The sequence below is a fragment of the Roseobacter litoralis Och 149 genome (genome assembly GCF_000154785.2).
GTDB classification, from domain to species: domain Bacteria; phylum Pseudomonadota; class Alphaproteobacteria; order Rhodobacterales; family Rhodobacteraceae; genus Roseobacter; species Roseobacter litoralis.
In genome coordinates, this window is sequence record NC_015730.1 from 1015014 (window position 1) to 1036557 (window position 21544).

Consider the following 21544-nt stretch of genomic DNA (forward strand, 5'->3'; position numbering starts at 1 on the left):
CTTGCAATGCAATAAAAAATCAAAAGAGGCATTGTTTTTCAATATGTTATACAGTTTTAACGATCACAAAACTAATTTTTAACGAAATATTGGGCTTTCCGGCGCAATTTCTGAACAAATCAGCAATGTCGGAGCGCGTGTATGAGTATTCTTGATCCAATTAAGTCCGAAGCAGATCAACCCGGTCAGAACCAGGGCTTTATGATCGCCTATCTGGAGGCGCTGTCGCTGGTTGAGCGATTGCACCGCCTTTTACTCGATGTCATCAAAGATGAATTCGAACGTGTCGGGGTGCTTGAGATCAACGCCGTACAAGCGCTGCTGCTGTTCAACATCGGTGAAAACGAGGTAACGGCAGGCGAACTAAAGAGCCGGGGATACTATCAGGGCAGCAACGTGAGCTACAATTTGAAAAAGCTTGTTGAAATGGGCTACATGCACCATCAGCGCTGCGAAATTGACCGTCGCTCGGTGCGCGTGAAGCTGACTGAAAAGGGCCGCAAAATCCGTGACGTGGTCACTGTGCTGTTTTCACGCCATGCCGAAGGCTTGGAGCAAAAGGGTGTATTGGGCCCCGAAGGTATTGATGACATCACGCGGTCTCTCAAGCGGATGGAGCGGTATTGGACGGACCAGATCCGCTACATCTACTGATAATTATTGAAGCGCGCTCACGGCAATACCCGCAAGTTCGCGCTTCAATTTTTGCGTCATCGCGTTGGCGTAGTCCTCAAACCCCAGCGCTGTTTGTACAAAGGAGTCCGCGCCCATGATGACTTCTGCGGCGAAATAAGCGGATAACTCCCCAATTTCGACATATCTGCGATCTGTGGCCGCTGGCGCGTCTGATCCGATCGCAAGGGCATTGATTGTAATTTCGCTGGACATGAGGGTCTCTCTTACATGCCGTGGCCGCGGGCCCAGATTGGATTTCCCGTCTCCGGATAAATCTAGCGTACGTTTCCAGCAGGACGCCATTTGGTCCAGATAATCCGCGCCGATCTGCATGGCGGTCCCAAGTGCCGTGCCGGGGGTTGCCTCGCGCCGTTGCGTTTGTGCCAAAGTTTTGCTGACATTTTGCAATGCGTCTTGCCCTGTGATCGGTGTCCAGCCAACAAGCAGCTCTTGGTCATCCGGGCCGCTCCATTCATAGACCAAAAGGGAAACCGGTGCAGAGGGCATCGCCAATAAAATTTTGGTGACTTCCGGGTGATTAAGGGCTGCCACGAGGCCATCGATCTGCAATCTGTATTCCCGCAAATCAACCGATCCGGAAACGTCCAGACCAATCGCAAGTGCCTGACGACAGTTTGCAAAGGCGACAGTGGGCGACACGAAATGTGCACATAGGATGAAAAATAAAATGCGCCGCATCGCTAACCCCGGGGGGAATGGGGCGACGATGTTGAGCCGATAACAGGCGGCGTCAATTCGCGCTCCAGCTTGCGACGCATCGCCCGTTCATAGTCTTCAAAACCCTGCGCAATCTCCACGAAAGCAGCGGGACCGCGCATGACCTGCCCTTTGTAGAAGGCGATCAAGCCTGTTTCCGCTTCAAAATCGGCGCCGTTGACGACCAATCCGTTCACTGTAACGCCGTCAAAGGGAAAAGCCGCATAAGCCTGAGCCGGGCTGAACCCCTCATTGTTCTGACCATCTCCTGCCATATCGAGTGTTTCATACAAACAGGAAGGCGCCCGCTCCAACATGCCCGCACCGTACCCCAAGGCGTATCCCATTGCGGTGGGAAAATCATTGTGGCTGCGCTTGCTGTTTGCAATCCTTTGCGCTGCGCCAAGCAGCTTTGCCGGGCTGTCGATGAGCGTCCAGTCCAACAGAATTTCCTGATTGTAGCGCCCGGACCATTCGAAAGCAGCAAGCGCAACATATTGATCTGTCGCAAAAAAGGCGGCCTGAACCTCTGGGGCGGTAAGCGCTGCGACCAGACCGCCTCTTTGCAGGGTGTCTTCTGCGGCGTCAACGGAGCTGGACACATCCATCGCAAGGACCAGCGCCAAGCGGCAATTCTGCGCCAGAGCGGCTGGCGCAGATAACAGCATGAGCCCGGCAAGAGTGGCTGCTCTTACCAATGCCCCGTGTTTTCCATGCTTGCCCATGGCTCAGCCGGGGCAAGGTGGTCGCCTTCCTGCAGGATTTCGATTGAAATGTTGTCAGGTGAGCGCACAAAGGCCATGTGACCATCGCGCGGGGGGCGATTGATTGTTACGCCATTGTCCATCAAATGCTGGCACACCTCATAGATGTTGCCCACCCGGTAGGCGAGGTGTCCGAAGTGGCGGCTGTCGCTGGGCAGGCCCTCGTCACCGTCCCAATTATAGGTCAGTTCAACGGGACACTCTTCCTGACCGGGAGGCGCCATGAACACAAGGCTGAAGCGACCGCTGTCGCTGTCCATACGCCGCGTTTGCTTTAGGCCCAACAGTTCGTAAAAAGCGATGGATTTATCCAGATCCTTTACGCGGACCATGGTGTGCAAATATTTTAATGTCATCAGGGTTTCCGTTTTGTGAGGTTACAAGTGCAGCCTAACATGCCCAGCTTTGGACGCCAGCACCATCCCGCAGACGTGAACGCGCGGGTTGGAGGTCTGCGGAAATTTACAAAGGTCGTTCCTGCGAAGAGTGTCGAGATGTCTTCCAGAGGTCGATTTACACATCTGAGGCCAGAGCAGATTGCGTGTGTTCCAGTCATCGTGCCGTCTGGTAGGGTCAGTTGGAATCATAGACGTTACAAAAGCGGCGCACCCGTTCCTCGTGTTCTACAAAAGGAATTCCGACAAGGTATTTCAATTCGCACGCCCACGGCGTAAATCAAAAGTCTGGACACTGCGTGACCTGTCTCTTGTAAACCAAGATGCAAGCCGCAACCTGTCGGCTCAATGCAACAAGATCGAATGATGGGGAATGATTTGCAGCAGTATCACGACGCACTACGCACCATTCTGGAGTTCGGAGAAGAATCAACGGATCGTACGGGCACCGGCACGACCTCTTACTTCGGGATGCAAATGCGCTACCGTCTCTCGGACGGCTTTCCACTGGTCACGACCAAGAAGTTGCACCTCCGCTCTATCTTTCATGAACTGCTCTGGTTTCTGTCCGGTGACACAAACATCCGTTACCTGCAGGAAAACGGTGTCAAGATTTGGGACGAATGGGCCGATGAAAACGGCGACCTCGGGCCGGTCTATGGCCACCAGTGGCGGGCGTTCTCTGCGGGCGCGCAGACAGGGGACGTAAAAGATGATGAGCCTTTGCACATTGGTCGGGGAGTTGATCAGGTAGCCAATCTGATTGACACAATCAAATCCAGTCCCGATAGCCGTCGTCTGATCGTGTCCGCCTGGAACCCGGCTGATGTGCCGCGCATGGCGCTGCCGCCGTGCCACGCGCTTTGGCAGGTGCGCGTGCTGAACGGTCGCATGCATCTGCAGCTATATCAACGTTCCGCAGACATGTTTCTGGGGGTGCCTTTCAACATTGCGTCATACTCGATGCTGCTTGTGATGTTGGCGCATGTCACCGGCTATGAACCGGGTGATTTCGTGCACACGCTGGGGGATGCGCATATTTACAGCAACCACATGGATCAGGTGAATTTGCAACTGACGCGCACGCCCAAACCCTTGCCGAAACTGCGTATAAATCGTGATGTGAGTTCCATTTTTGACTTCCGCTACGAAGATTTTGAAGTGATCGGCTATGACCCTGACCCGGCGATCCGGGCACCTGTGGCGGTCTGAGCAGTGATTACTCTCATTGTGGCCCGTGCAGAAAACGGCGCGATCGGACGTGACGGGACAATCCCATGGAATGTCCCTGAGGATCTTAAGTTCTTTCAGCGCGAAACCTTGGGCGGCGCGCTGATAATGGGGCGCAACACTTGGGAGAGCCTCCCGGTGAAGCCTCTGCCCAGACGTTTTAACGTCGTGGTTTCATCAAATTCGGATACTGCGGAAGTGGTTGCACCCAGTGTAAAGGTTGCCATTGAGCTTGCGATAGAGCACGGGCATCAGCGAATTTATGGTATTGGTGGTGCAGCAATTTACCAGGAAATGCTGCCATTGGCACATCGCTTGTTGATTTCTGAAGTGCAGATCGACGTCCCTGATGCCGATACGTTTTTCCCAAATTTTGACGTAGCGGGTTGGAAGGCAATCGACACGCGTCCGCTGCGCGGGCAGGCGCCTGCCTGTTCTGTGCATGAGTATCTGAGGTTGATGTAGCTTCCTGCGCGGTGCGATCAGCTCAACAGGGTGTCGTTTGGCGAAATCAGCTCTGAGCGCGCCGGTGCAGACAGTTATGTTGCCGACGCCTGCGGTTGCCGGGCAACTTGCGCTCCGAATGCTGGTCACGATCGGAGTTCATACCAAACCATTCGCACCTATCAACTGTGGAACGGATACTAACTATGCGCCACTGTTGCGATCAAACCGAGCCGGTTTTGGATGGTTCGTTTCTGGGCGTGTCTGTCACGCGTCACCGTCATATGGAAAAACAGCAAGCGGAACAAAGCGACAGCCCGGGCCATACATCTTGGCCCAAGCGCTGTAAAATTTTCTACGGATCAGAGCAGTTTGAGATCGCTCGCCATCTGACGTCCGTCTCGCCCCTCCGTAAGCTCGAAGTCGACTTTCTGATCGTCCGCCAGACCCGTCAGGCCTGACCGTTCTACAGCAGAGATGTGCACAAACACATCCGAGCCGCCACCTTCGGGGGCGATGAACCCATAACCCTTGGTGGTGTTAAACCATTTCACGGTGCCAGTTGGCATCTTTTCCGTGCCTCCTTTGTCTCTTTACACCGCCTTTGATAAAAGCGGCGTGAACTTCCAGTTTTCGGCTGCACTTGCGCATTACCCCAAGTTTGACCTTGCTTTATCAGATTGGGCTTCTCATGAAAAAATCAAGCAGTATCAGGTGTAAACTGCTCAAAACTACGTTAACCACAGCGAAAAAAGAGGAAAAACTATGCAACTTTATGGTTTGAAAAATTGCGATACTTGCCGGAAAGCTATGAAAGCCTTGCCGGGTGCTGTGTTGGTAGATGTGCGCAGTGATGGCGTTCCGGATAGCGTATTGGCGCGGGCACACGAGACCTTTGGGGATCAACTGGTGAACACACGGTCCACCACGTGGCGCTCCTTGGATGAAGAAGCGCGCGGCAGGCCCGCCTTGACACTCCTAAAGGAACACCCTGCACTCATGAAACGACCGCTGATACAGCAGGGCGACACCTTGTATCTGGGCTGGAGCAAGGAAACTCAGGCCGCGTTGGGCGCAGCCTGAGCAGTTTCACATCTCTCGGGGTAGAACCTGCCGTGAAATCGCCCTGTCGAGCGACAGCGGCCCGGCGCCTTTGACCACCAGAACCAGCAGCACAAAGATCCAGAACGCGCGTTGGTCCATGATGATGCTGTCGGGAAACCGGTCAAACCACGCGCCGAACGTTTCAGCATGTTCCAGACCGCCATGACCGATCAAATCGGTCAGCGATTGTACGATCACAAATCCGATCATGCCCAAAGCGCTCAACCGCGTGAAAAGCCCGACCACGATCAGCGCAGGCAGAATGAACTCTGCCCATGTCCCTGCGACGACCACAGCCCAATGCCATATGGAAAGCTGTGATGTGTCATAGACCACGGCCTCCATCACCCTGGGGAAAATCTGCGCATAAGCGCCGACAGATGGTTGAAACAACCCCATGAAACCGTCGCCCAATTTGGTGAGGCCGGAGACCCAGAAATACATCAGCAACGTGCCTGCAAAAACCAAACGCGCCAGAGTTGGCAAGAGCCATTCTGCCCGCGTCAGGCGATCCGAAATGGCGGTGTAAAGGGTAATCATGGTGTTTCCTTTGTAGTGTATTCTGTCAGGGCGTGCGTGGCGATCGCTTGCGTCAGCGAGGCTGTAAGGTCGAAGGCTTGGTGTGTACGGGCGATCTTTTCACAGGCGGCGCCAAATTCCTCGCCCGCATGCAGTGCCTCAAGCCAGTCCGCGCCACCGGGTGCCAGCAGGTGAGGTGCGGGGTCGAATTCGGGGCGCGTGATGATCACATCCTGCGCGATGGCACGCGGCTTGTCGGCGTTTTCGGTCATGTTGAATGCCCAGATGTCGTAAAGTGGCCAGCGTGAACGCAACACTTTGGTAGAGGGCTTCAGGCGCAACTTTAGCTGCATCAGCGCCGCCTCATCCTGTTGGAAAACCTCCGGATTGAGGTCTGGTGCGTCCGCTGCGTGGTAGGATTGTCGCATTTCAATATCAAGGCGCGCGCAATCCGCGAGATACCCCAGATGGGCGAGAGGCTCAAAGGTCTCCAGAAACGCGGGCAACGTGGCGCCATAGTGCATCATCAGGGGGGATCGCGGCGGGTTTTGCCTTGCGTAAACTTCGGCGAGTTGTGCAAAACCCCGCGCACCCAAGAGCTTGACAAGTAAAGGAAAAGCAACCGTCAGGGCTTCTGTCAGCGAGACGAGCACATTGTTGCGATAAACAGAAAACCGGTTGCCAGCGGGATCCCCTGCGCCATCCGTCAATCCGGGCGGCACCACTGCCTGAGCGTCAAGCAAGGCTGCGCGAAACTGGGTCTGTTCAACTGTCATCCGACGGATTCGAGAGCCTGCGCGGCGCGCTCGGCCTCTGCCAGCAAGATCGGCCAGTCCGGCACGTCGTTGTCCCATTCCACAAGAACGGGGCGCGGTCCGGTTTTGGAAATCGTATAGGCCAGCAAATCCCAGACCGGGTCCACGACGGGTTTGCTATGGCTGTCAATCAACAGCGGCGCGCTATGATCGTCCGCATCTTCGTCATGACCGCCAACATGAATTTCGCCCACCGCTGCGAGCGGATATGCGTCGATATAGTCTTTCGGGGTATAGCCGAGATTGGTCGCAGAAATAAAAACGTTGTTCACGTCCAGCAACAGACCGCAGCCGGTGCGTTTGACCAGTTCCGCCAGAAAATCGGTTTCGCGCCACGTGCTTTCGTCAAACGCCAGATAGCTTGACGGGTTTTCTAGCAGCATTTGCCGCCCAATGACCTCTTGAACCTCGTCGATGTGATCCGCGACATGCGCGAGTGTTTCATTCGTATAGGGCAGGGGCAGCAGATCGTTCAGAAACTCTGCACCATGGGTTGACCAGGCAAGATGTTCTGAAAAGCTCGCTGGATTTGTGCGATCCAGCAGTGTCTTGAGCCGCGCCAGGTGCGCTTTGTCCAGTGGCTGTATGCCACCAATGCTCAATCCGACACCATGAACGGATAATGCGAAGCGGTCCTGTAATGCCCGCAACTGGGCGTGTGGGCGACCGCCATCGCCCATGTAGTTTTCCGCATGAACTTCCAGCCACTCTACGCAGCCGGGCCGTTCCATCAGGTCACTGAAATGCTGTGGTTTGTAACCAACACCCGGCGCAAGGGGCAGGTTGGGCGCGTGTGGGGAAGTGTCTAACATGGGCTCTCCGAGAATTGCGGCCAGCCGAGAGGTGCCTGAAAAGCGCCCGACATCGAAAATGCCGGGCGCGGGAATGGATTAGTTATGCGGGCCGGTCGCGGTCCAGCTCTTCGAGCGACCCTTCGCGTGGAGTGCCGTCTGCCATGGCGGGCAGTTCGATCTCTGCGCATGTGCCTTTGTCAACAAGCGTCCATGCGTTGCCCTGATAATCGACAGTGGACGAACCGGCGCATGTTGTGCCGGGGCCAGCAGCGCAATCATTCGCGCCCGCAAGCGAGATGCCATAGCATTTTTCCTTGGCGGCGGCCTGAACGGTTGTTGTCTGCGCGACGAAGGCGGCAGCGACTGCGCTTGCGATTGCGACGGTTTTCATCGTGTTGGACATATCATTTTCCCTTTTTAAACTGACCTGCTGGCCATCTGTGCCTCATTTGTATCAAAGCATGCAAAACATACCATTCACGAGCCTGTGTGTCACACATGCGTCAGCAAATGGTGACCAAGGGGCAGAAAAACACGTAAAACGCCGCAGAAATGTTTCAAAAACTGCGGCGTATTCTGTGTAACGGCTGAGAACAGGCTTTTTTGTTACAAAAGGTCGGGCGGCGTTGCCTCACGTCCCAAAGCTTGTGTTACAGCCTCAAGACTCTCAACGGTGGTCTTTTTCTCTCCGAGCCTGCGCAGGGTGACTGTCTGTTCTTCGACCTCGCGCGCGCCAACGGCCAGAATGACAGGGACCTTGCCGACGGAGTGTTCGCGCACCTTGTAGTTGATCTTTTCATTTCGCAGATCGGCTTCCGCGCGCACCCCAGCTGCCTTGAGTTGATCAACCACCTGCATCACGTAGTCATTCGCGTCAGTGATAATTGACGCCACAACCACCTGCCGCGGGGCCAGCCAGAACGGCAGTTTCCCGGCGGAATTTTCAATCAAAATCCCGATGAACCGCTCGAACGAACCCAGACAGGCCCGGTGCAGCATGTAAGGGCGGTGCTTTGCCCCATCCTCTCCGATAAATGTGGCGTCCAACCGTTCCGGCAGGTTCGGATCAACCTGAAACGTGCCGCACTGCCATTCCCGGCCAATGGCGTCGGTGAGTTTGAAATCCAGCTTGGGCCCGTAAAATGCCCCTTCGCCTGCGTCCAGCGTATAGGGATGACCTGTCGCCTTGATCGCGTTTTCCAGCGCGGCCTCGACATGGTCCCAGCTTTCCTCAGATCCCACGCGCTTTTCGGGCCGTGTGGCAAACATGATCTCGAACTTCTCAAAACCGAGATCCTGATAGACGGACGACAGATAGGTGATGAAGGCCGCGCATTCCGCCTCGATCTGGTCCTCGCGGCAAAAGATATGGCCATCGTCCTGAGTAAACCCGCGCACCCGCATGATCCCGTGCAGTGCACCTGACGGTTCATAGCGGTTACAGGACCCGAATTCAGCCATGCGCAACGGCAGGTCGCGATAGGATTTAAGCCCCTGATTGAAAATCTGCACGTGGCACGGGCAGTTCATGGGTTTCAGCGCATTGACCGCTTTTTCGCGCGCGTGTTCCTCGTCCACTTCGACGATGAACATATGCTCCTGATACTTGTCCCAATGGCCCGAGGCTTCCCACAGCTTGCGATCAACCACCTGAGGGGTGTTGACCTCCTGATAGCCCGCCGCGCGTTGTTTGCGGCGCATGTAGTCCTGCAGCGTTGTATAGATGGACCAGCCGTTTGGATGCCAGAATACTTGCCCCGGGGCTTCTTCCTGCATGTGAAACAGGTCCATTTCGCGGCCCAGCTTGCGGTGGTCGCGTTTGGCCGCTTCCTCCAGCATGGTCAGATGCGCTTTGAGCTTTTCCTTGCCCGTAAAGGCCACGCCGTAAATACGCTGCAGCATCGCGCGGTCACTGTCACCGCGCCAATACGCGCCTGCGATGGACATGAGTTTGAACGCATCGCCGGGCACTTGCCCGGTATGTTGCAGATGCGGGCCACGGCACAGGTCCTGCCAGTCGCCGTGCCAATACATCCGCAAGGGTTCATCGCCCGGAATGGCGTCGATCAACTCGACCTTATAGGGTTCGTTGTTCGCCTCATAAAAGGCGATTGCACGCGGGCGGTCCCACACTTCCGTGCGCACTGGGTCGCGTTTGTTGATGATCTCTTTCATCTTTTTTTCGATCAGGCCAAGGTCTTCGGGCGAGAACGGCTCAGCGCGGTCAAAGTCGTAATACCAGCCATCCTTTATTACAGGGCCGATTGTCACTTTGGTCTCTGGCCAGATTTCCTGCACGGCGCGCGCCATGATATGAGCAAGGTCGTGGCGCACCAGTTCATTTGCCTGTGCCTCGTCCTGCATTGTGTGGATCGCGATGGTGGTGTCTGCGCTGATTGGCCAAGCCAGATCATAGTGCTCGCCGCCGACGGTCGCGCTGATCGCCTTCTTGCGCAGGGAGGTTGAAATGCTGGCTGCGACATCGCCAGCGGTGACGCCTGCGTCGAATTCGCGTGCGCTGCCATCGGGGAAGGTGAGAGAGATCTGGGCCATCTTGGGCGCTCCTCGTCAGTTTGGCGCCTACGAGACGCCCGGTTGCGGGTTTAGGAGCTTGGCTGATGAACCCCTATGCAGTTCGTGTCAAGCGGGGCAGAAATTGTATACCGAAGAATACGTTGACTGCGACACCTTACGTGTTAAATCCGACATATGTTTCCAATGCGAAACGTCCAAATGTGAGGGATTTTCAGATGCCGCGTTTCAACAGAACTTTCGAACTTAGCATTCACGACGTTGATGTCATCGAAGAAGCGCTGCGTGCGCGGTCCCGCGAACTGTGCAAGATGCGCCGTGCGTTGTCGGATCAGAACCCGGCCGAACTCGAATCGATCATGGTCATCGAAGGAGATCTGCGCGAGAGCGAAGAACTTCTGGGCAGGCTCCATAACCAAAAGGTTTTTTATCGCCCCCGCGCGCAGACATACGTCAGCGGCTGATCACCTGCCATCCGGTTGATCGCTTCCCAGATGGGCGGCGGTCTTCGGGCAATGCAAGATGATCCCAAATCAGTTCAGGCGCCTATAGCCCTTCGCGGCATGTGCGACCGGTCGCCCGGCCTTTAACCAAGCGGCGCAAACATTACCCATTCAAAAAACAAAGTAAGCCCGATAAATTGTGCTTCGGGGATTGTAGGTTCCGAAGGGTTCGGCGCATCATCGGCCAAAAAGAGGTTGAGATGTCTGATCCGAAGCATTTTGATAGCCCCCGCGGGCGCAGGCTGGCCTATCACCTGACGCTTGGTGCAGGACCTTTGATTGTTTTCCTCGGTGGCCTGAAATCCGATATGGAAGGCACCAAAGCGGTGCACCTTGAGGCGTGGGCCCGGCAGAGCGGCAGGGCCTTTCTGAGGTTTGACTACTCAGGCCATGGTCTGTCATCGGGTACCTTTGAGGAGGGATGCATTGGGGATTGGTCAGAAGACACATTCGATATCCTTAACGCGCTGACGACGGGTCCTGTACTGCCCGTCGGCTCGTCCATGGGGGGCTGGCAAGCATTGCTGCTGTCGCGGCGGATGTCGGATCGCATCATTGGCATGGTTACCATCGCGGCGGCGCCAGACTTTACCGAAGACGGGTATTGGGCTTCGTTCAGTGAGGCGCAAAAGGCGCAGATTGAGACGGAGGGCCAGATTGAAATACCCTCTGACTACATGGAGCCCTATATCATCACCCGCCGCATGATCGAGGATGGCAGGGAAAAACTGGTCCTGCGTAAACCCTTGGTTTTGGATTTTCCGGTCAGATGTCTGCAAGGCACCGCAGACACTGCGGTGAGCATGCAAACTGCGATCAGGTTGCTGGAGCATGCCCAAAGCCCGGATATGCGATTGTTGCTTGTCAAAGATGCGGATCACCGGTTTTCGGATGGGCCTTGCCTCGGTCTGATCGACTCTGCGATTGAAGAGGTGCTCGCGCTGGCAGCGTCTTGAGGTGATGGGCGATGTCCCGCGTGTGGGCCAGCCCGCGCAAAGCGTGGCGCTTGTGCTTTCGCGCTCTGCCGGTCACAACTGCGACATCGGTGTCTCTCAGGTGCAAAAAACCGCAATGAAAAATTGTTACTCTTTCAAAATGCTGGAGGGGCGGGATGGCTGAACCGCTGGTGTTGCTGCCCGGAATGATGTGTGATGCGCGGCTGTTCGGTCCGCAAATCGCTGAGCTTTCCGTTGATACGGCCGTCATGATTGCGCCAATTACACGGGGAGAACGCATCGAGGAGATCGCGTCGGGCCTGCTGGATGAATTGCCCCAACGCTTTGCGCTGGCCGGGCTGAGCATGGGCGGGATTGTGGCGATGGAAATCCTGCGGCGCGCCCCGGAGCGGGTGACCCGCATCGCCCTGATGGACACCAATCCGCTGGCTGAAACACCGCAGGTGGCCGCCGGGCGGGAACCGCAGATTGTTGCAGCCCGCACCGGTCGGATGCTGGATGTAATGCGCGAAGAAATGAAGCCGAAATACCTCGCCCCCGGGCCTGCACAGGTCGAGGTGCTGGATTTGGTGATGGATATGGCCGCAGCCGCCGGGCCAGAGGTGTTCGTCAGACAGTCGCGCGCCCTTCAACGCCGCCCTGATCAGCAGACGACGCTACGCAAATGCAAAGTGCCTGCACTTGTGCTTTGTGGGGCGCATGACGCGCTTTGCCCGGTCAAGCGACATGAATTCATGGCGGAACTGATCCCGTCGGCCGTGTTGCGTGTGCTGGAAAACGCAGGACACCTCCCCCCCCTTGAGCAACCCGCACAAACGACGCAGGCGCTCAGGGAATGGATGTCACAGCCTTACGTCTTGACGTAAGGTGCGTTCAGGCGGCGGCGTTCTTGTTCGCGGCCCGCTTGGTTTTGCTTGTCGGCTTGCCATCACCACTGTTGGCATCGATGAAATCCAGAACCAGTGGCCGGATGTTGCGCCGCCAGCTTTTGCCCGCAAAGATGCCATAGTGCCCGGCGCCGTCTTCAAGATGGCTTGCCTTCTTGTCGTCCGGGAGGCCGGTGCACAGATCGAGTGCGGCGACACATTGGCCCGGCGCCGAAATATCATCTTTCGACCCTTCGACAGTTTTAACCGCGACGGTTGTTATTTTGCCCAGATCGACCTTCTTACCCGCAACGACGAACTCGTTCTTGGCAATTTCAAGATTCTTGAAAATGCGTTCGACAGTCGAGAGATAGAATTCAGCCGTCATGTCCATAACAGCCAGATATTCATCGTAGAACCGGTTGTGCTTGTCGTGCTCCTCGGCGTCGCCCTGCGCGACGCGCGTGATCTGGTTCATGAAGGCTTTGCTGTGCGTTTCGCCATTCATTGAGATGAACGAGCTGAGTTGCAGCAGGCCGGGATAGACCATGCGACCTACACCGGGGTATTTGAACCCAACGCGCTGGATCATCATTTCTTCCAGCTGGCCCATCGTCACGCGGCGGCCAAAGTCGGTCACATCCGTCGGTGTCGCATCGGGATCCACCGGACCACCGATGAGCGTCAGACTGCGCGGCTGTGCGCTTGGGTCTTCCTCGGCAAGATAGGCGGTTGCAGCCAAGGCCAGCGGGGCAGGCTGGCAGACGGCAATCACATGCGTGTCCGGGCCGAGCTCGCGCAGGAAATCAACAAGATATAGGGTGTAATCTTCAATATCGAACTTGCCAGCGCTCACGGGAATATCCCGCGCATTGTGCCAGTCCGTGATGTAAAGATCAGCGTCAGGCAGCAGGCTGATCACGGTGGAACGCAACAGGGTTGAATAGTGCCCGGACATCGGTGCAACCAGCAAAACCTTGCGTTTCGGCACGGGACGGTCAGCGACGACAAAATGCAGCAGATCGCCAAAATCCTTTTCCACGACGACTTCGGTGGAAACCAGATGATCCTGCGCGTCCAAAGAAGGGACGGGCGGGATGTTCCAGTCTGGCTTTACGATCATGCGTTGGAATGTGCGTTCCGTCACTTCGCCCCATGCGGTCATCCATGCAAAAGCAGGGTTGGGAATTAGGGAAAATGCAGGGTATGATCCCATAGCCAATGCAGAAGCACCAAGCCATTGGTTCGTGTTACGGATCGTTTCCATAAGGTCGTATGTCGCCATGTATCGCATAAGGGGTCTCCTTGACCATTGCCCGGATTGCCGAGACAGACAGTCGCATCGCCCCCTGAAAGCCAACGACGTAATGCTGCAGGTGCAAACATAGGGAGTAAAGGTTCCGATGACAACAAAAAGTGACGAAGGTGTTGTCCCCAGCGGCGAAACACTCGAAAAAATGACCCAAAACCTCAAAAAAGTAGAGGTGTTGTCAGAACGTTTGCAGAGAGTTCTTACCCAAAAACAAGGCCACAACGCCGCCTTGGATGGCCCGAATCAAGAGTTGTTCGGGAGGGCGGCGCAAGCCTATTGGGCCGAAATGATGCACAACCCGGCCAAGGTGCTGGAACATCAAATGTCCTATTGGTCCGACACGATGAAGCATTTTGTGCAAGCGCAGCAAGTGCTTGCACAAGGCAAGCTGGCAGCCCCCGAAGATCCGGGCCCCAAGGATAAACGGTTTGCCAACCCGCTGTGGGACACACACCCCTACTTCAACTACGTGAAGCAACAATACCTGATCAACGCACAAGCTCTGCAGACCGCGGTCGAGGATGTGACAGAGCTTGACGATCTCGAAAAGACCCGGCTGAACTATTTCGCCAAACAGATCGTTGATATGATGTCGCCGACCAACTTTCTGGCAACCAATCCGGATGCCCTCGAAAAAGCGATCGAGACGGAGGGCCAGAGCCTTGTGCAGGGTCTTGAGAACCTGATCAGTGATCTGGAGGCGAACAACGGCGAACTGGTGGTCAAGCTCGCGGATGAAAACGCGTTTGAACTGGGCCGCAACATCGCCACAACACCCGGCAAAGTCGTTTACCGCAACCGCATGATGGAGTTGGTGCAATATACGCCAACAACGGAACAGGTCTATAAAACGCCGCTGGTGATCTTTCCCCCTTGGATCAACAAGTTTTATATTCTCGACCTCAAAGAGCAAAACAGCATGGTTAAATGGGCTGTTGAACAGGGCCAGACCGTCTTTGTCGTTTCGTGGATCAATCCGGATCCGACCTATCGCGATGTCGGTATGGAGGATTATATCGAGGAGGGATATCTTGCCGCAATTCGCGAGATCAAGGAGATCTGCGGCGAAAAACAAGTCAATGCCGTAGGGTACTGTATCGCAGGGACCACTCTGGCACTGACGCTGTCCTTGATGAAACAACGCGGCGACAAATCCATCAGGTCGGCCACCTTCTTTACCGCCTTGACGGATTTTTCGGATCAGGGTGAATTCACACCGTTTCTGACCAATGATTTCATTGATGGGATCGAGGCGGAGATTGAAGACAAGGGGATGTTACCCTCGGTGATCATGGCGCGCACCTTTTCGTTCTTGCGCTCAAACGATCTGATCTACGGCCCTGCCATCAAGAGTTATATGATGGGGCACGCCCCGCCCGCGTTTGATCTGCTCTACTGGAATGGGGATGGCGCGAACCTGCCGGGCAAAATGGCAATGCAGTACTTGCGGGGCCTGTGCCAGCGCAACGAACTGGCGGGGGATGGGTTTGAACTGCTGGGCCACAAGCTGACGCTGACGGATGTTGACGTGCCGCTCTGTGCCGTGGCTTGCGAGACAGATCACATCGCGGCGTGGAAAGACAGCTACCGCGGTGTCCAGAAAATGGGGTCTAAGGATAAGACGTTCATTATGACCCAGTCAGGGCATATTGCAGGCATCGTAAATCCGCCGACCCGGAACAAATACGGTCACTACACGAACCCCGACATGAAACTGGAGTACCAGGACTGGCACGCGCGCGCTGACTTTCATGACGGATCATGGTGGCCACTGTGGGGCGACTGGTTGAAAAAGCGATCGGGCCGCAAGGTTAAGGCGCGTATCCCCGGCGATTCTACGCATGAAATTCTGTGTGATGCCCCCGGAACCTATGTTGCGATAAAAGCAACGGTCTGATTTTCAACGTAATTCTGCACTGCAGCATTTATTTGTGCTGCAGTGCAGAAAAAGCTTGCAATGCTGCAGTGCGGCATCTATATATTCCTCAGACGCAACAGACCGGGATCATCTCGGAAGGCGACGAAAGGAATTAGATATGAGCAAGACACCTGATCTCTCCGCAATGTTCAAAGATGTAATGGGCGCTTTTCCGGTAGACACCAAAGCATTTGACGAAGCTTTCAAAACATCAGCCACGCTGAATGAAAAGCTCTCTTCCGTCGCGCTGAGCGCCGCAGAAAAATCCACAGACATTTCCAACAAATGGGCGCAAGACACGCTTGCCAAAATGTCGGACATGGCCAAAGCCAAAGCAGAGCCTGCTGACTACGCAAAAGCGATGACAGATTTCGCTTCCGCGTATTCCGAAACAGCTGCAGAGCACATGGCTGCTTTCGCTGAAATCGCGAAAAAAGCACAAATGGACACAGTTGAATTGATGATGGCCGCTGGCAAAGACATGAGCGAAGACGCTCAAGCCGCAGTCAAGAAAGCCACAAACGAGGCGACTGCAGTTGTCAAAAAAGCTGCAAAAACCAACTGAACCAGAAATCTGATTTGCGCTGGATCCTCCCTGTAAGGCGCAATGAGGTTGGGCGAGCTTGTAAAAGCTCGCCCTTTCTTTTTGTGCGTCAGTGTCTTAAGCTGCAGTGCAGCGCTATTTTTTCGGAGGCACCCCGTGGCGGAAAAACAAAAATCATTGCTCATAAAGCGCTACGCCAGCAGACGGCTTTATAACACTGAGACAAGCGATTACGTGACGCTTGAAGATATCGCGGGCTTCATTCGTGAAGGGCGCGAAGTGCAGATCCTCGATCTGAAATCTGGTGACGATCTGACCCGGCAATATCTGTTGCAGATCATCGCCGAGCACGAGAGCCGCGGCGAAAGTGTCCTGCCGGTTGACGTTCTCAACGATTTGGTGCGCAGCTACATGACCCCCGGTGCAAGTGTTGTGCCGCAGTTTCTGCAAGCGTCCTTTGAAATGCTGCGTAGTGGCCAAAGCCAGATGCTGGATCAGATGGGTTCGATGAACCCGATGGCAAAGATGCCGGGCTTTGAGATGATGGAAGCTCAACAGAAAGCGTTCATGAAAGCGATGACCGGTGGTTTGGCCAACCCATCCGGGTGGAACAGCAAAGATGAGGCCGACTCCGAGGAGGCGGCTGAAGAACCGGGCGAAGACCTCGATTCCATCAAGCAGCAGCTTTCTGAATTGCAGGATAAACTGTCGAAACTAAAGTAGTTCGCAAGGACCCGGTCTGGGTTAAAAGCCCAGACGGTCGCGCATGGCGTACCAGGTCATCGCAAGGATCAACAAGGGCGTGCGCAAGGCACCCCCGCCCGGAAAAGCCGGTGTGGGGATGCAGCCCATTGTATCAAATCCCTGATCCTGGCCCTCGATTGCGCGGGCCATCAATTGTCCCGCATGCGTCGCCGTTCCGACCCCATGGCCGGAATATCCCGAGGCGGACAAGATGTTCGGGGCCACGCGCGCAAGGTAGGGAAAGCGTTTCATGGTGATGCCCAATGTCCCGCCCCATGCGTAGTCGATGCGCACGTCTTTGAGGTGCGGATAAACAACCTGCATTGGTTTGCGCACGAGCGGTGCGATGTCTTTCGGGAATTGATACCCGTAGCTTTCGCCCCCGCCAAACAGCAACCGTTTGTCGTGGGACAGGCGAAAGTAATTGACCACGAACCTGCTGTCCGCGACTGCGACATCCTGTGTCAGCACGCGGTTCGCGTCTTCGCCCAGTGGCTCGGTGGCAACAATGAAGTTATTGATCGGCATCACGCGCGCGGTGACCTTGGGTGCCAATCCTGACAGGTAGCCATTGCAGGCCAGCACAACATGACCGGCGGTTATGACGCCACCCTCGGTTTTGACCTTAACGGCTTGACCATGTTCAAGCTCTGTAACCCGCGTGTTTTCGTGAATGGTGACACCAGCCGCCACAGCGGCCCGCGCCAGCCCAAAAGCAAAGGCCAGCGGATGCAGGTGCGCCGCCCCCCTATCCAGCAACGCGCCTTTGTAGTCAGGGGAGGGGCAAAGTGCGTGACATTCCTCAGCCGAAAGCGCTGCGATTTGCGTGTAGTTGTATTTGTTCTGCAGATGCGCCGCGTAGTCATGCAGATGCGCGACATCTTTTCTGGTTGATCCGGTCCACGCGATGCCGGGTTTCAGGTGGCAGTCGATCTTGTGTTCTGCGATCAGGGATTTGACCAGTGCCTTGGCATCCTCGCCGTATTCCCACAGGACGCGCGCGCGCTCAAACCCGACCATGCTTTCCAGCGCTTCCTGATCAACCCGTTGCCCGCTGCCAAGCTGACCGCCATTACGGCCTGATGCGCCAAAGCCGACCCGATGCGCGTCCACCAGAATGACCCGGCGGCCAGATTCTGCGAGGTGCAGCGCGGCGGATAGCCCGGTGTAGCCCGCGCCAATGACACACACATCTGCGGTGTGCGCCCCGTCCAGTTTGGGAAACGGTTCAGGTGGCGTCGCCGTTGCCGCATACCAGCTTGGCGGGTACTGGCCGGCAGTGTCGTTTGTATATAGCAGATCCATTTGCGGTTCAGATAACGCTCAGACGTTGAGCAACAAGTGTTCGCGTTCCCAAGGCGAAATCACTTGCAGGAACTCTTCGTACTCCGCGCGTTTCACGATCGAATAGACGCGGGCGAAGTCTGGTCCCAGAACGTCGTGGATCGCGTCAGCCTCATCAAACAGGTTCAGCGCAGAGCCCAGAACACGCGGAATATCCCCATCCCCGTCATAGGCGTCGCCCTTAAATTCCGGCTGCGGTTCTTCGCGACCGACCATGCCGAGATATCCGCAGGCGAGGCTGGCCGCGATGCCCAGATAGGGATTGCAATCCATCCCGGCCAGCCGGTTTTCCACGCGCCGCGCGGCGGGGCTGGACAGTGGTATGCGGATGCCCGTGGTGCGATTATCCCGTCCCCAGTTCAGGTTGATCGGCGCTGCGTGATCTTTCACATAGCGTCTATAACTGTTCACATAAGGCGCAAAGACCGCGAGTGCTGCGGGCATGTGATTTTGCAGACCGGCAATGAAGTGGCGGAACAGGTCGGTTTCTCCGCCGTCCGGCGTGGAAAAGACGTTTTGCCCGGTCTCTGTGTCCAGAACGGAGTGATGGATATGCATGGCACTGCCGGGTTCATCCGCAATGGGTTTGGCCATGAAAGTGGCAAAGCAATCATGACGCAGCGCCGCTTCGCGGATCAGTCGTTTGAAATAAAAGACCTCATCGGCGAGTTTGACCGGGTCACCGTGCAAAAGGTTAATCTCCAACTGCCCCGCGCCGCCTTCCTGCGTGATGCCGTCGATCTCAAAACCCTGCGCCTCGGCGAAATCGTAAATGTCATCGATGACCGGGCCGAATTCATCCACGGCTGTCATGGAATAGGCCTGCCGCGCAGCAGCCGGGCGGCCGGACCGGCCCATCATCGGCTTGATGTCATGGGCCGGGTCAATGTTGCGCGCCACAAGAAAGAACTCCATCTCAGGGGCCACAACGGGGGACCACCCTCTTTCCTGATAGAGCTTGCAGACGCGTTTCAAGACATTGCGCGGGCTGAAGGGCACAGGCTCGCCCGCACGATCAAAGGCGTCGTGGATCACCTGCAACGTCCAGTCACCCGTCCATGGGGCGGCGGTCGCGGTGCTCATGTCAGGCTTGAGGATCATGTCGCGTTCAATGAAACCATCATCCCCCGCCGCTTCGCCCCAGCCGCCGGTAATGGTCTGGTAAAAGATACTGTCGGGCAGGTGAAAGTAATCCTGCCGTTGAAACTTCGATGCAGGAACGGCCTTGCCCCGCGCAATGCCGGGCAAATCGGAAATGATACACTCAACTTCGTCAAGCCGGTGCCCCTCCAGATAGGCGCGCGCAGCATTTGGCAGGTTTGTTATCCAGTCGGCCATGCGGCCCTCTCTTTCTTGAAGAATGCAGCCATTTTGTTGGCGACGTCCATGCGGTCGCTCGGCTGCTCGAGCTTTGACATCGCACGTGCCAAGAGGTCGTCAGGAACAACGCCACTTCCGCGTGTTTCGATCAACCCCTTAATAAAGGTTGAATCGTATTCCGGGTGCGGCTGTATGGTCCAGATGCGATCACCGTATAAAAGCCCCGCGTTTTCGCAGAAATCCGATTGGGCGATCACTTTGGCACCTTCAGGGCGTTGCACGACCTGATCCTGATGCCATGCATTGATCGCATAGGTGCGACCGTCCATCTGATACTCGGTCAGTCCAACCGACCACCCCTTGTCGAATTTTTCAACCCGTCCCCCCATGGCCTGCGCGATGATCTGATGGCCGAAACACACGCCAATCATCGGACGGCCCGCCGCATAAGCCTCGCGAACGAAGTCTTCCAGTGGCGGGATCCAGTCGTGGGGCTCGTAAGCGCCATGTTTTGATCCGGTGATCAGCCATCCATCCGCATCCGTGACACTTTCGGGAAAGATGCCATCCACAACGGCCCAGCCCTGCATGTCAAAGCCTTGCCCCTCGAGCAACCGCTCAAAATACTGGTCGTAGCTGCCGCCTTCCATCATGTTTTCAGGCGGGTGTCCGGTGATCAGAATACCAATTTTCATGTTCTACACCGTGTCCAGATAGATGGTGACCTGTTCCTGCGGCGACAGCTCGGCCATATATTTCATCTCCTGCCGTTTGGTCAGCACGAAATTTCGGATCAGGTCGGGGGCAAAAATACGCGCCACTTGTTCGTCGGTTTCAAACTGATTAATCGCGCTTTCCCAGTCGCCCGGAATTTGCGGCAGGTCTGCGGCATAGGCATTCCCGGTGATCGGGGCAGGGGGATCCTGCGCGTCTTCGATCCCGTTAAGGGCAGCACCCAAGACGGCGGCAAGCATCAGGTAGGGGTTCACATCGCCGCCCGCCACCCGGTGTTCGATGCGCCGCGCTGCAGGGCTGCCAGAGGGAATCCGTATGGCAGAGGTTCTGTTTTCATAGGCCCAGCTGATGCCTGTGGGCGCATGTGACCCCGGCACCATCCGATCAAAGCTGTTGGCATGGGGCGCAAACACCAAGGCCGAGCCCGGCATGGCCTTGAGGCACCCCGCAACTGCATGGCGCAGCACATCAGTGCCTGCCTCGCCCCCGTCGTCAAAGACATTGTTGCCCGCGCCATCCAGCACAGAGAAATGAATGTGCAGGCCGGACCCGGCATAATCCTCATAGGGTTTGGCCATGAAACTGGCGGCAAACCCGTGCCGCCGCGCCATGCCCTTGACCAGCATCTTGAACAACCACGCATCATCAGCTGCCCTGAGCGCATCATCGCAATGCATCAGGTTAATCTCGAATTGGCCGAGCCCAGCCTCGGAAATCGCTGTGTCTGCCGGAATGTCCATTTCTTCACAGGCATCATAGAGGTCGGTGAAAAATGCATCGAACTGATCCAGCGCGCGCAGGGACAGGATTTCTCCTGCCACGCGGCGTTTGCCAGAGCGCGGCGACGGCGGCACCTGCAGTGTGCGACCGGAATCGTCAATCAGGAAAAACTCCAGTTCCACCGCACAAACCGGCGTCAACCCGCGCGCTTTGTAGCGCTCAACCACCGCGTTCAACGCGTGGCGCGGATCACCTGCATAGGGTCGCCCGTCTTCGTGAAACATCCAGATCGGCAAAAGCGCCGAGGGCGCATCGAGCCACGGCATCGGCATGAACCCCCGCTCGGTCGGTTTCAGCACGCCGTCGCGGTCGCCGGTTTCATAGACCAGCGGGCTGTCGTCGATATCCTCGCCCCAGATGTCGAGGTTCAGAACCGACATGGGAAACCGCGTGCCACCCTCGACCGCTTTATCTGCATAGCGCGACGGGATGCGTTTGCCGCGCGCCTGACCATTCAGGTCAGAAGCCGCCACCCGGATCGTGCGGACCTGTGGATTTTTTCGAAGCCAGTTCTTCATACAGCACCAGTCTTA

At 56.1% G+C, this 21544-nt stretch carries 24 protein-coding genes; 10 read left to right on the forward strand and 14 right to left on the reverse strand.

Going from position 1 to position 21544, the window contains the following annotated elements:
• The first annotated feature begins 141 nt into the window (after window positions 1-141).
• Window positions 142-654, forward strand: coding sequence for a MarR family winged helix-turn-helix transcriptional regulator (locus tag RLO149_RS04660; RefSeq protein WP_013960916.1), 513 nt, complete (start codon window positions 142-144; stop codon window positions 652-654).
• Window positions 655-657: 3 nt separating this feature from the next.
• On the opposite strand, the gene RLO149_RS04665 is transcribed toward RLO149_RS04660, so the two are convergent.
• From RLO149_RS04665 to RLO149_RS04675, 3 genes are read right to left on the reverse strand one after another with little or no spacing between them, the layout of a single operon-like run.
• Window positions 658-1374, reverse strand: a complete 717-nt coding sequence (locus tag RLO149_RS04665) for a DUF1194 domain-containing protein (protein ID WP_013960917.1) — start codon at window positions 1372-1374, stop codon at window positions 658-660.
• Between the two features lie 2 nt (window positions 1375-1376).
• Entirely contained in the window at window positions 1377-2117 is a 741-nt protein-coding gene (locus RLO149_RS04670) for a DUF1194 domain-containing protein (protein WP_245538124.1), read from the reverse strand.
• On the reverse strand, window positions 2084-2512 hold the full coding sequence (locus tag RLO149_RS04675; protein WP_013960919.1) for a VOC family protein: 429 nt from the start codon (window positions 2510-2512) through the stop codon (window positions 2084-2086). Before RLO149_RS04675 ends, RLO149_RS04670 begins: the two co-directional genes overlap by 34 nt.
• 417 nt (window positions 2513-2929) lie before the next feature.
• Here RLO149_RS04675 and RLO149_RS04680 point away from each other — a divergent pair, with 417 nt between their 5' ends.
• A complete protein-coding gene (locus tag RLO149_RS04680) occupies window positions 2930-3763 on the forward strand; it encodes a thymidylate synthase (RefSeq protein ID WP_013960921.1) in 834 nt (277 codons plus the stop codon).
• A gap of 3 nt (window positions 3764-3766) precedes the next feature.
• Window positions 3767-4246: a dihydrofolate reductase gene (locus RLO149_RS04685; RefSeq protein WP_044025207.1), complete on the forward strand. Its 480-nt coding sequence runs from the start codon at window positions 3767-3769 to the stop codon at window positions 4244-4246.
• A 341-nt stretch (window positions 4247-4587) separates the two neighbouring features.
• Here the strand turns inward: RLO149_RS04685 and RLO149_RS04690 are convergent, their stop codons facing one another.
• The gene (locus tag RLO149_RS04690; protein ID WP_011568104.1) at window positions 4588-4794 is read right to left on the reverse strand and encodes a cold-shock protein; all 207 of its coding nucleotides are present in this window, start codon (window positions 4792-4794) and stop codon (window positions 4588-4590) included.
• A gap of 196 nt (window positions 4795-4990) precedes the next feature.
• Between RLO149_RS04690 and RLO149_RS04695 the strand changes: the two genes are divergently transcribed.
• A complete protein-coding gene (locus RLO149_RS04695; protein ID WP_013960924.1) occupies window positions 4991-5308 on the forward strand; it encodes an ArsC/Spx/MgsR family protein in 318 nt (105 codons plus the stop codon).
• A gap of 6 nt (window positions 5309-5314) precedes the next feature.
• Here the strand turns inward: RLO149_RS04695 and RLO149_RS04700 are convergent, their stop codons facing one another.
• The 5 genes from RLO149_RS04700 to thrS form a co-directional block, all read right to left on the reverse strand.
• Window positions 5315-5869 (reverse strand): DoxX family protein, encoded by a 555-nt coding sequence (locus RLO149_RS04700; protein ID WP_013960925.1) that lies wholly within the window; start codon window positions 5867-5869, stop codon window positions 5315-5317.
• A complete protein-coding gene (locus RLO149_RS04705) occupies window positions 5866-6624 on the reverse strand; it encodes an HvfC/BufC N-terminal domain-containing protein (protein WP_013960926.1) in 759 nt (252 codons plus the stop codon). Before RLO149_RS04705 ends, RLO149_RS04700 begins: the two co-directional genes overlap by 4 nt.
• Window positions 6621-7475: an MNIO family bufferin maturase gene (bufB, locus tag RLO149_RS04710; RefSeq protein WP_013960927.1), complete on the reverse strand. Its 855-nt coding sequence runs from the start codon at window positions 7473-7475 to the stop codon at window positions 6621-6623. Before bufB ends, RLO149_RS04705 begins: the two co-directional genes overlap by 4 nt.
• 82 nt (window positions 7476-7557) lie before the next feature.
• The gene (locus tag RLO149_RS04715; RefSeq protein ID WP_013960928.1) at window positions 7558-7860 is read right to left on the reverse strand and encodes a BufA1 family periplasmic bufferin-type metallophore; all 303 of its coding nucleotides are present in this window, start codon (window positions 7858-7860) and stop codon (window positions 7558-7560) included.
• A gap of 203 nt (window positions 7861-8063) precedes the next feature.
• Complete coding sequence (gene thrS, locus RLO149_RS04720; protein ID WP_013960929.1) at window positions 8064-10010, reverse strand: threonine--tRNA ligase; 1947 nt, start codon at window positions 10008-10010, stop codon at window positions 8064-8066.
• Between the two features lie 65 nt (window positions 10011-10075).
• Between thrS and RLO149_RS04725 the strand changes: the two genes are divergently transcribed.
• The 3 genes from RLO149_RS04725 to RLO149_RS04735 all read left to right on the forward strand — a co-directional run bounded on the left by RLO149_RS04725 (window position 10076) and on the right by RLO149_RS04735 (window position 12314).
• Window positions 10076-10453: a hypothetical protein gene (locus tag RLO149_RS04725; protein WP_245538125.1), complete on the forward strand. Its 378-nt coding sequence runs from the start codon at window positions 10076-10078 to the stop codon at window positions 10451-10453.
• 239 nt (window positions 10454-10692) lie between these two features.
• The gene (locus RLO149_RS04730) at window positions 10693-11448 is read left to right on the forward strand and encodes an alpha/beta fold hydrolase (RefSeq protein WP_013960931.1); all 756 of its coding nucleotides are present in this window, start codon (window positions 10693-10695) and stop codon (window positions 11446-11448) included.
• A gap of 155 nt (window positions 11449-11603) precedes the next feature.
• The gene (locus tag RLO149_RS04735) at window positions 11604-12314 is read left to right on the forward strand and encodes an alpha/beta fold hydrolase (RefSeq protein WP_013960933.1); all 711 of its coding nucleotides are present in this window, start codon (window positions 11604-11606) and stop codon (window positions 12312-12314) included.
• Window positions 12315-12321: 7 nt separating this feature from the next.
• On the opposite strand, the gene phaZ is transcribed toward RLO149_RS04735, so the two are convergent.
• Window positions 12322-13608 (reverse strand): polyhydroxyalkanoate depolymerase, encoded by a 1287-nt coding sequence (gene phaZ, locus RLO149_RS04740; RefSeq protein ID WP_013960934.1) that lies wholly within the window; start codon window positions 13606-13608, stop codon window positions 12322-12324.
• A gap of 109 nt (window positions 13609-13717) precedes the next feature.
• Here phaZ and RLO149_RS04745 point away from each other — a divergent pair, with 109 nt between their 5' ends.
• The 3 genes from RLO149_RS04745 to phaR all read left to right on the forward strand — a co-directional run bounded on the left by RLO149_RS04745 (window position 13718) and on the right by phaR (window position 16811).
• The gene (locus tag RLO149_RS04745) at window positions 13718-15523 is read left to right on the forward strand and encodes a PHA/PHB synthase family protein (RefSeq protein ID WP_013960935.1); all 1806 of its coding nucleotides are present in this window, start codon (window positions 13718-13720) and stop codon (window positions 15521-15523) included.
• Window positions 15524-15662: 139 nt separating this feature from the next.
• Window positions 15663-16109, forward strand: a complete 447-nt coding sequence (locus RLO149_RS04750) for a phasin family protein (RefSeq protein WP_013960936.1) — start codon at window positions 15663-15665, stop codon at window positions 16107-16109.
• A 135-nt stretch (window positions 16110-16244) separates the two neighbouring features.
• Complete coding sequence (gene phaR / locus RLO149_RS04755) at window positions 16245-16811, forward strand: polyhydroxyalkanoate synthesis repressor PhaR (RefSeq protein ID WP_013960937.1); 567 nt, start codon at window positions 16245-16247, stop codon at window positions 16809-16811.
• 21 nt (window positions 16812-16832) lie between these two features.
• Here phaR and RLO149_RS04760 read toward each other — a convergent pair whose 3' ends face one another.
• The 4 genes from RLO149_RS04760 to RLO149_RS04775 are packed head-to-tail and all read right to left on the reverse strand — an operon-like array spanning window position 16833 to window position 21529.
• Window positions 16833-18137, reverse strand: coding sequence for an NAD(P)/FAD-dependent oxidoreductase (locus RLO149_RS04760; protein ID WP_013960938.1), 1305 nt, complete (start codon window positions 18135-18137; stop codon window positions 16833-16835).
• Between the two features lie 18 nt (window positions 18138-18155).
• Window positions 18156-19514, reverse strand: coding sequence for a glutamine synthetase family protein (locus RLO149_RS04765; protein ID WP_013960939.1), 1359 nt, complete (start codon window positions 19512-19514; stop codon window positions 18156-18158).
• Window positions 19499-20191, reverse strand: coding sequence for a type 1 glutamine amidotransferase (locus tag RLO149_RS04770; RefSeq protein WP_013960940.1), 693 nt, complete (start codon window positions 20189-20191; stop codon window positions 19499-19501). The genes RLO149_RS04765 and RLO149_RS04770 overlap by 16 nt, the downstream gene beginning before the upstream one ends.
• Before the next feature lie 3 nt (window positions 20192-20194).
• Entirely contained in the window at window positions 20195-21529 is a 1335-nt protein-coding gene (locus RLO149_RS04775; RefSeq protein ID WP_013960941.1) for a glutamine synthetase family protein, read from the reverse strand.
• Between the last annotated feature and the right edge of the window lie 15 nt (window positions 21530-21544).

Excerpts from the sequence above, each read along its gene's own strand:
- RLO149_RS04760 (WP_013960938.1), bottom strand. The coding sequence starts at position 18,137 with ATGGATCTGCTATATACAAACGACACTGCCGGCCAGTACCCGCCAAGC.
- RLO149_RS04690 (WP_011568104.1), bottom strand. The coding sequence starts at position 4,794 with ATGCCAACTGGCACCGTGAAATGGTTTAACACCACCAAGGGTTATGGG.
- RLO149_RS04670 (WP_245538124.1), bottom strand. The coding sequence starts at position 2,117 with ATGGGCAAGCATGGAAAACACGGGGCATTGGTAAGAGCAGCCACTCTT.
- RLO149_RS04770 (WP_013960940.1), bottom strand. The coding sequence starts at position 20,191 with ATGAAAATTGGTATTCTGATCACCGGACACCCGCCTGAAAACATGATG.
- bufB (WP_013960927.1), bottom strand. The coding sequence starts at position 7,475 with ATGTTAGACACTTCCCCACACGCGCCCAACCTGCCCCTTGCGCCGGGT.
- thrS (WP_013960929.1), bottom strand. The coding sequence starts at position 10,010 with ATGGCCCAGATCTCTCTCACCTTCCCCGATGGCAGCGCACGCGAATTC.
- RLO149_RS04730 (WP_013960931.1), top strand. The coding sequence starts at position 10,693 with ATGTCTGATCCGAAGCATTTTGATAGCCCCCGCGGGCGCAGGCTGGCC.
- RLO149_RS04775 (WP_013960941.1), bottom strand. The coding sequence starts at position 21,529 with ATGAAGAACTGGCTTCGAAAAAATCCACAGGTCCGCACGATCCGGGTG.
- RLO149_RS04660 (WP_013960916.1), top strand. The coding sequence starts at position 142 with ATGAGTATTCTTGATCCAATTAAGTCCGAAGCAGATCAACCCGGTCAG.
- RLO149_RS04695 (WP_013960924.1), top strand. The coding sequence starts at position 4,991 with ATGCAACTTTATGGTTTGAAAAATTGCGATACTTGCCGGAAAGCTATG.
- RLO149_RS04705 (WP_013960926.1), bottom strand. The coding sequence starts at position 6,624 with ATGACAGTTGAACAGACCCAGTTTCGCGCAGCCTTGCTTGACGCTCAG.
- RLO149_RS04665 (WP_013960917.1), bottom strand. The coding sequence starts at position 1,374 with ATGCGGCGCATTTTATTTTTCATCCTATGTGCACATTTCGTGTCGCCC.
- RLO149_RS04745 (WP_013960935.1), top strand. The coding sequence starts at position 13,718 with ATGACAACAAAAAGTGACGAAGGTGTTGTCCCCAGCGGCGAAACACTC.
- RLO149_RS04750 (WP_013960936.1), top strand. The coding sequence starts at position 15,663 with ATGAGCAAGACACCTGATCTCTCCGCAATGTTCAAAGATGTAATGGGC.
- RLO149_RS04675 (WP_013960919.1), bottom strand. The coding sequence starts at position 2,512 with ATGACATTAAAATATTTGCACACCATGGTCCGCGTAAAGGATCTGGAT.
- RLO149_RS04765 (WP_013960939.1), bottom strand. The coding sequence starts at position 19,514 with ATGGCCGACTGGATAACAAACCTGCCAAATGCTGCGCGCGCCTATCTG.
- RLO149_RS04715 (WP_013960928.1), bottom strand. The coding sequence starts at position 7,860 with ATGTCCAACACGATGAAAACCGTCGCAATCGCAAGCGCAGTCGCTGCC.
- RLO149_RS04700 (WP_013960925.1), bottom strand. The coding sequence starts at position 5,869 with ATGATTACCCTTTACACCGCCATTTCGGATCGCCTGACGCGGGCAGAA.
- RLO149_RS04725 (WP_245538125.1), top strand. The coding sequence starts at position 10,076 with ATGAACCCCTATGCAGTTCGTGTCAAGCGGGGCAGAAATTGTATACCG.
- RLO149_RS04735 (WP_013960933.1), top strand. The coding sequence starts at position 11,604 with ATGGCTGAACCGCTGGTGTTGCTGCCCGGAATGATGTGTGATGCGCGG.
- phaZ (WP_013960934.1), bottom strand. The coding sequence starts at position 13,608 with ATGCGATACATGGCGACATACGACCTTATGGAAACGATCCGTAACACG.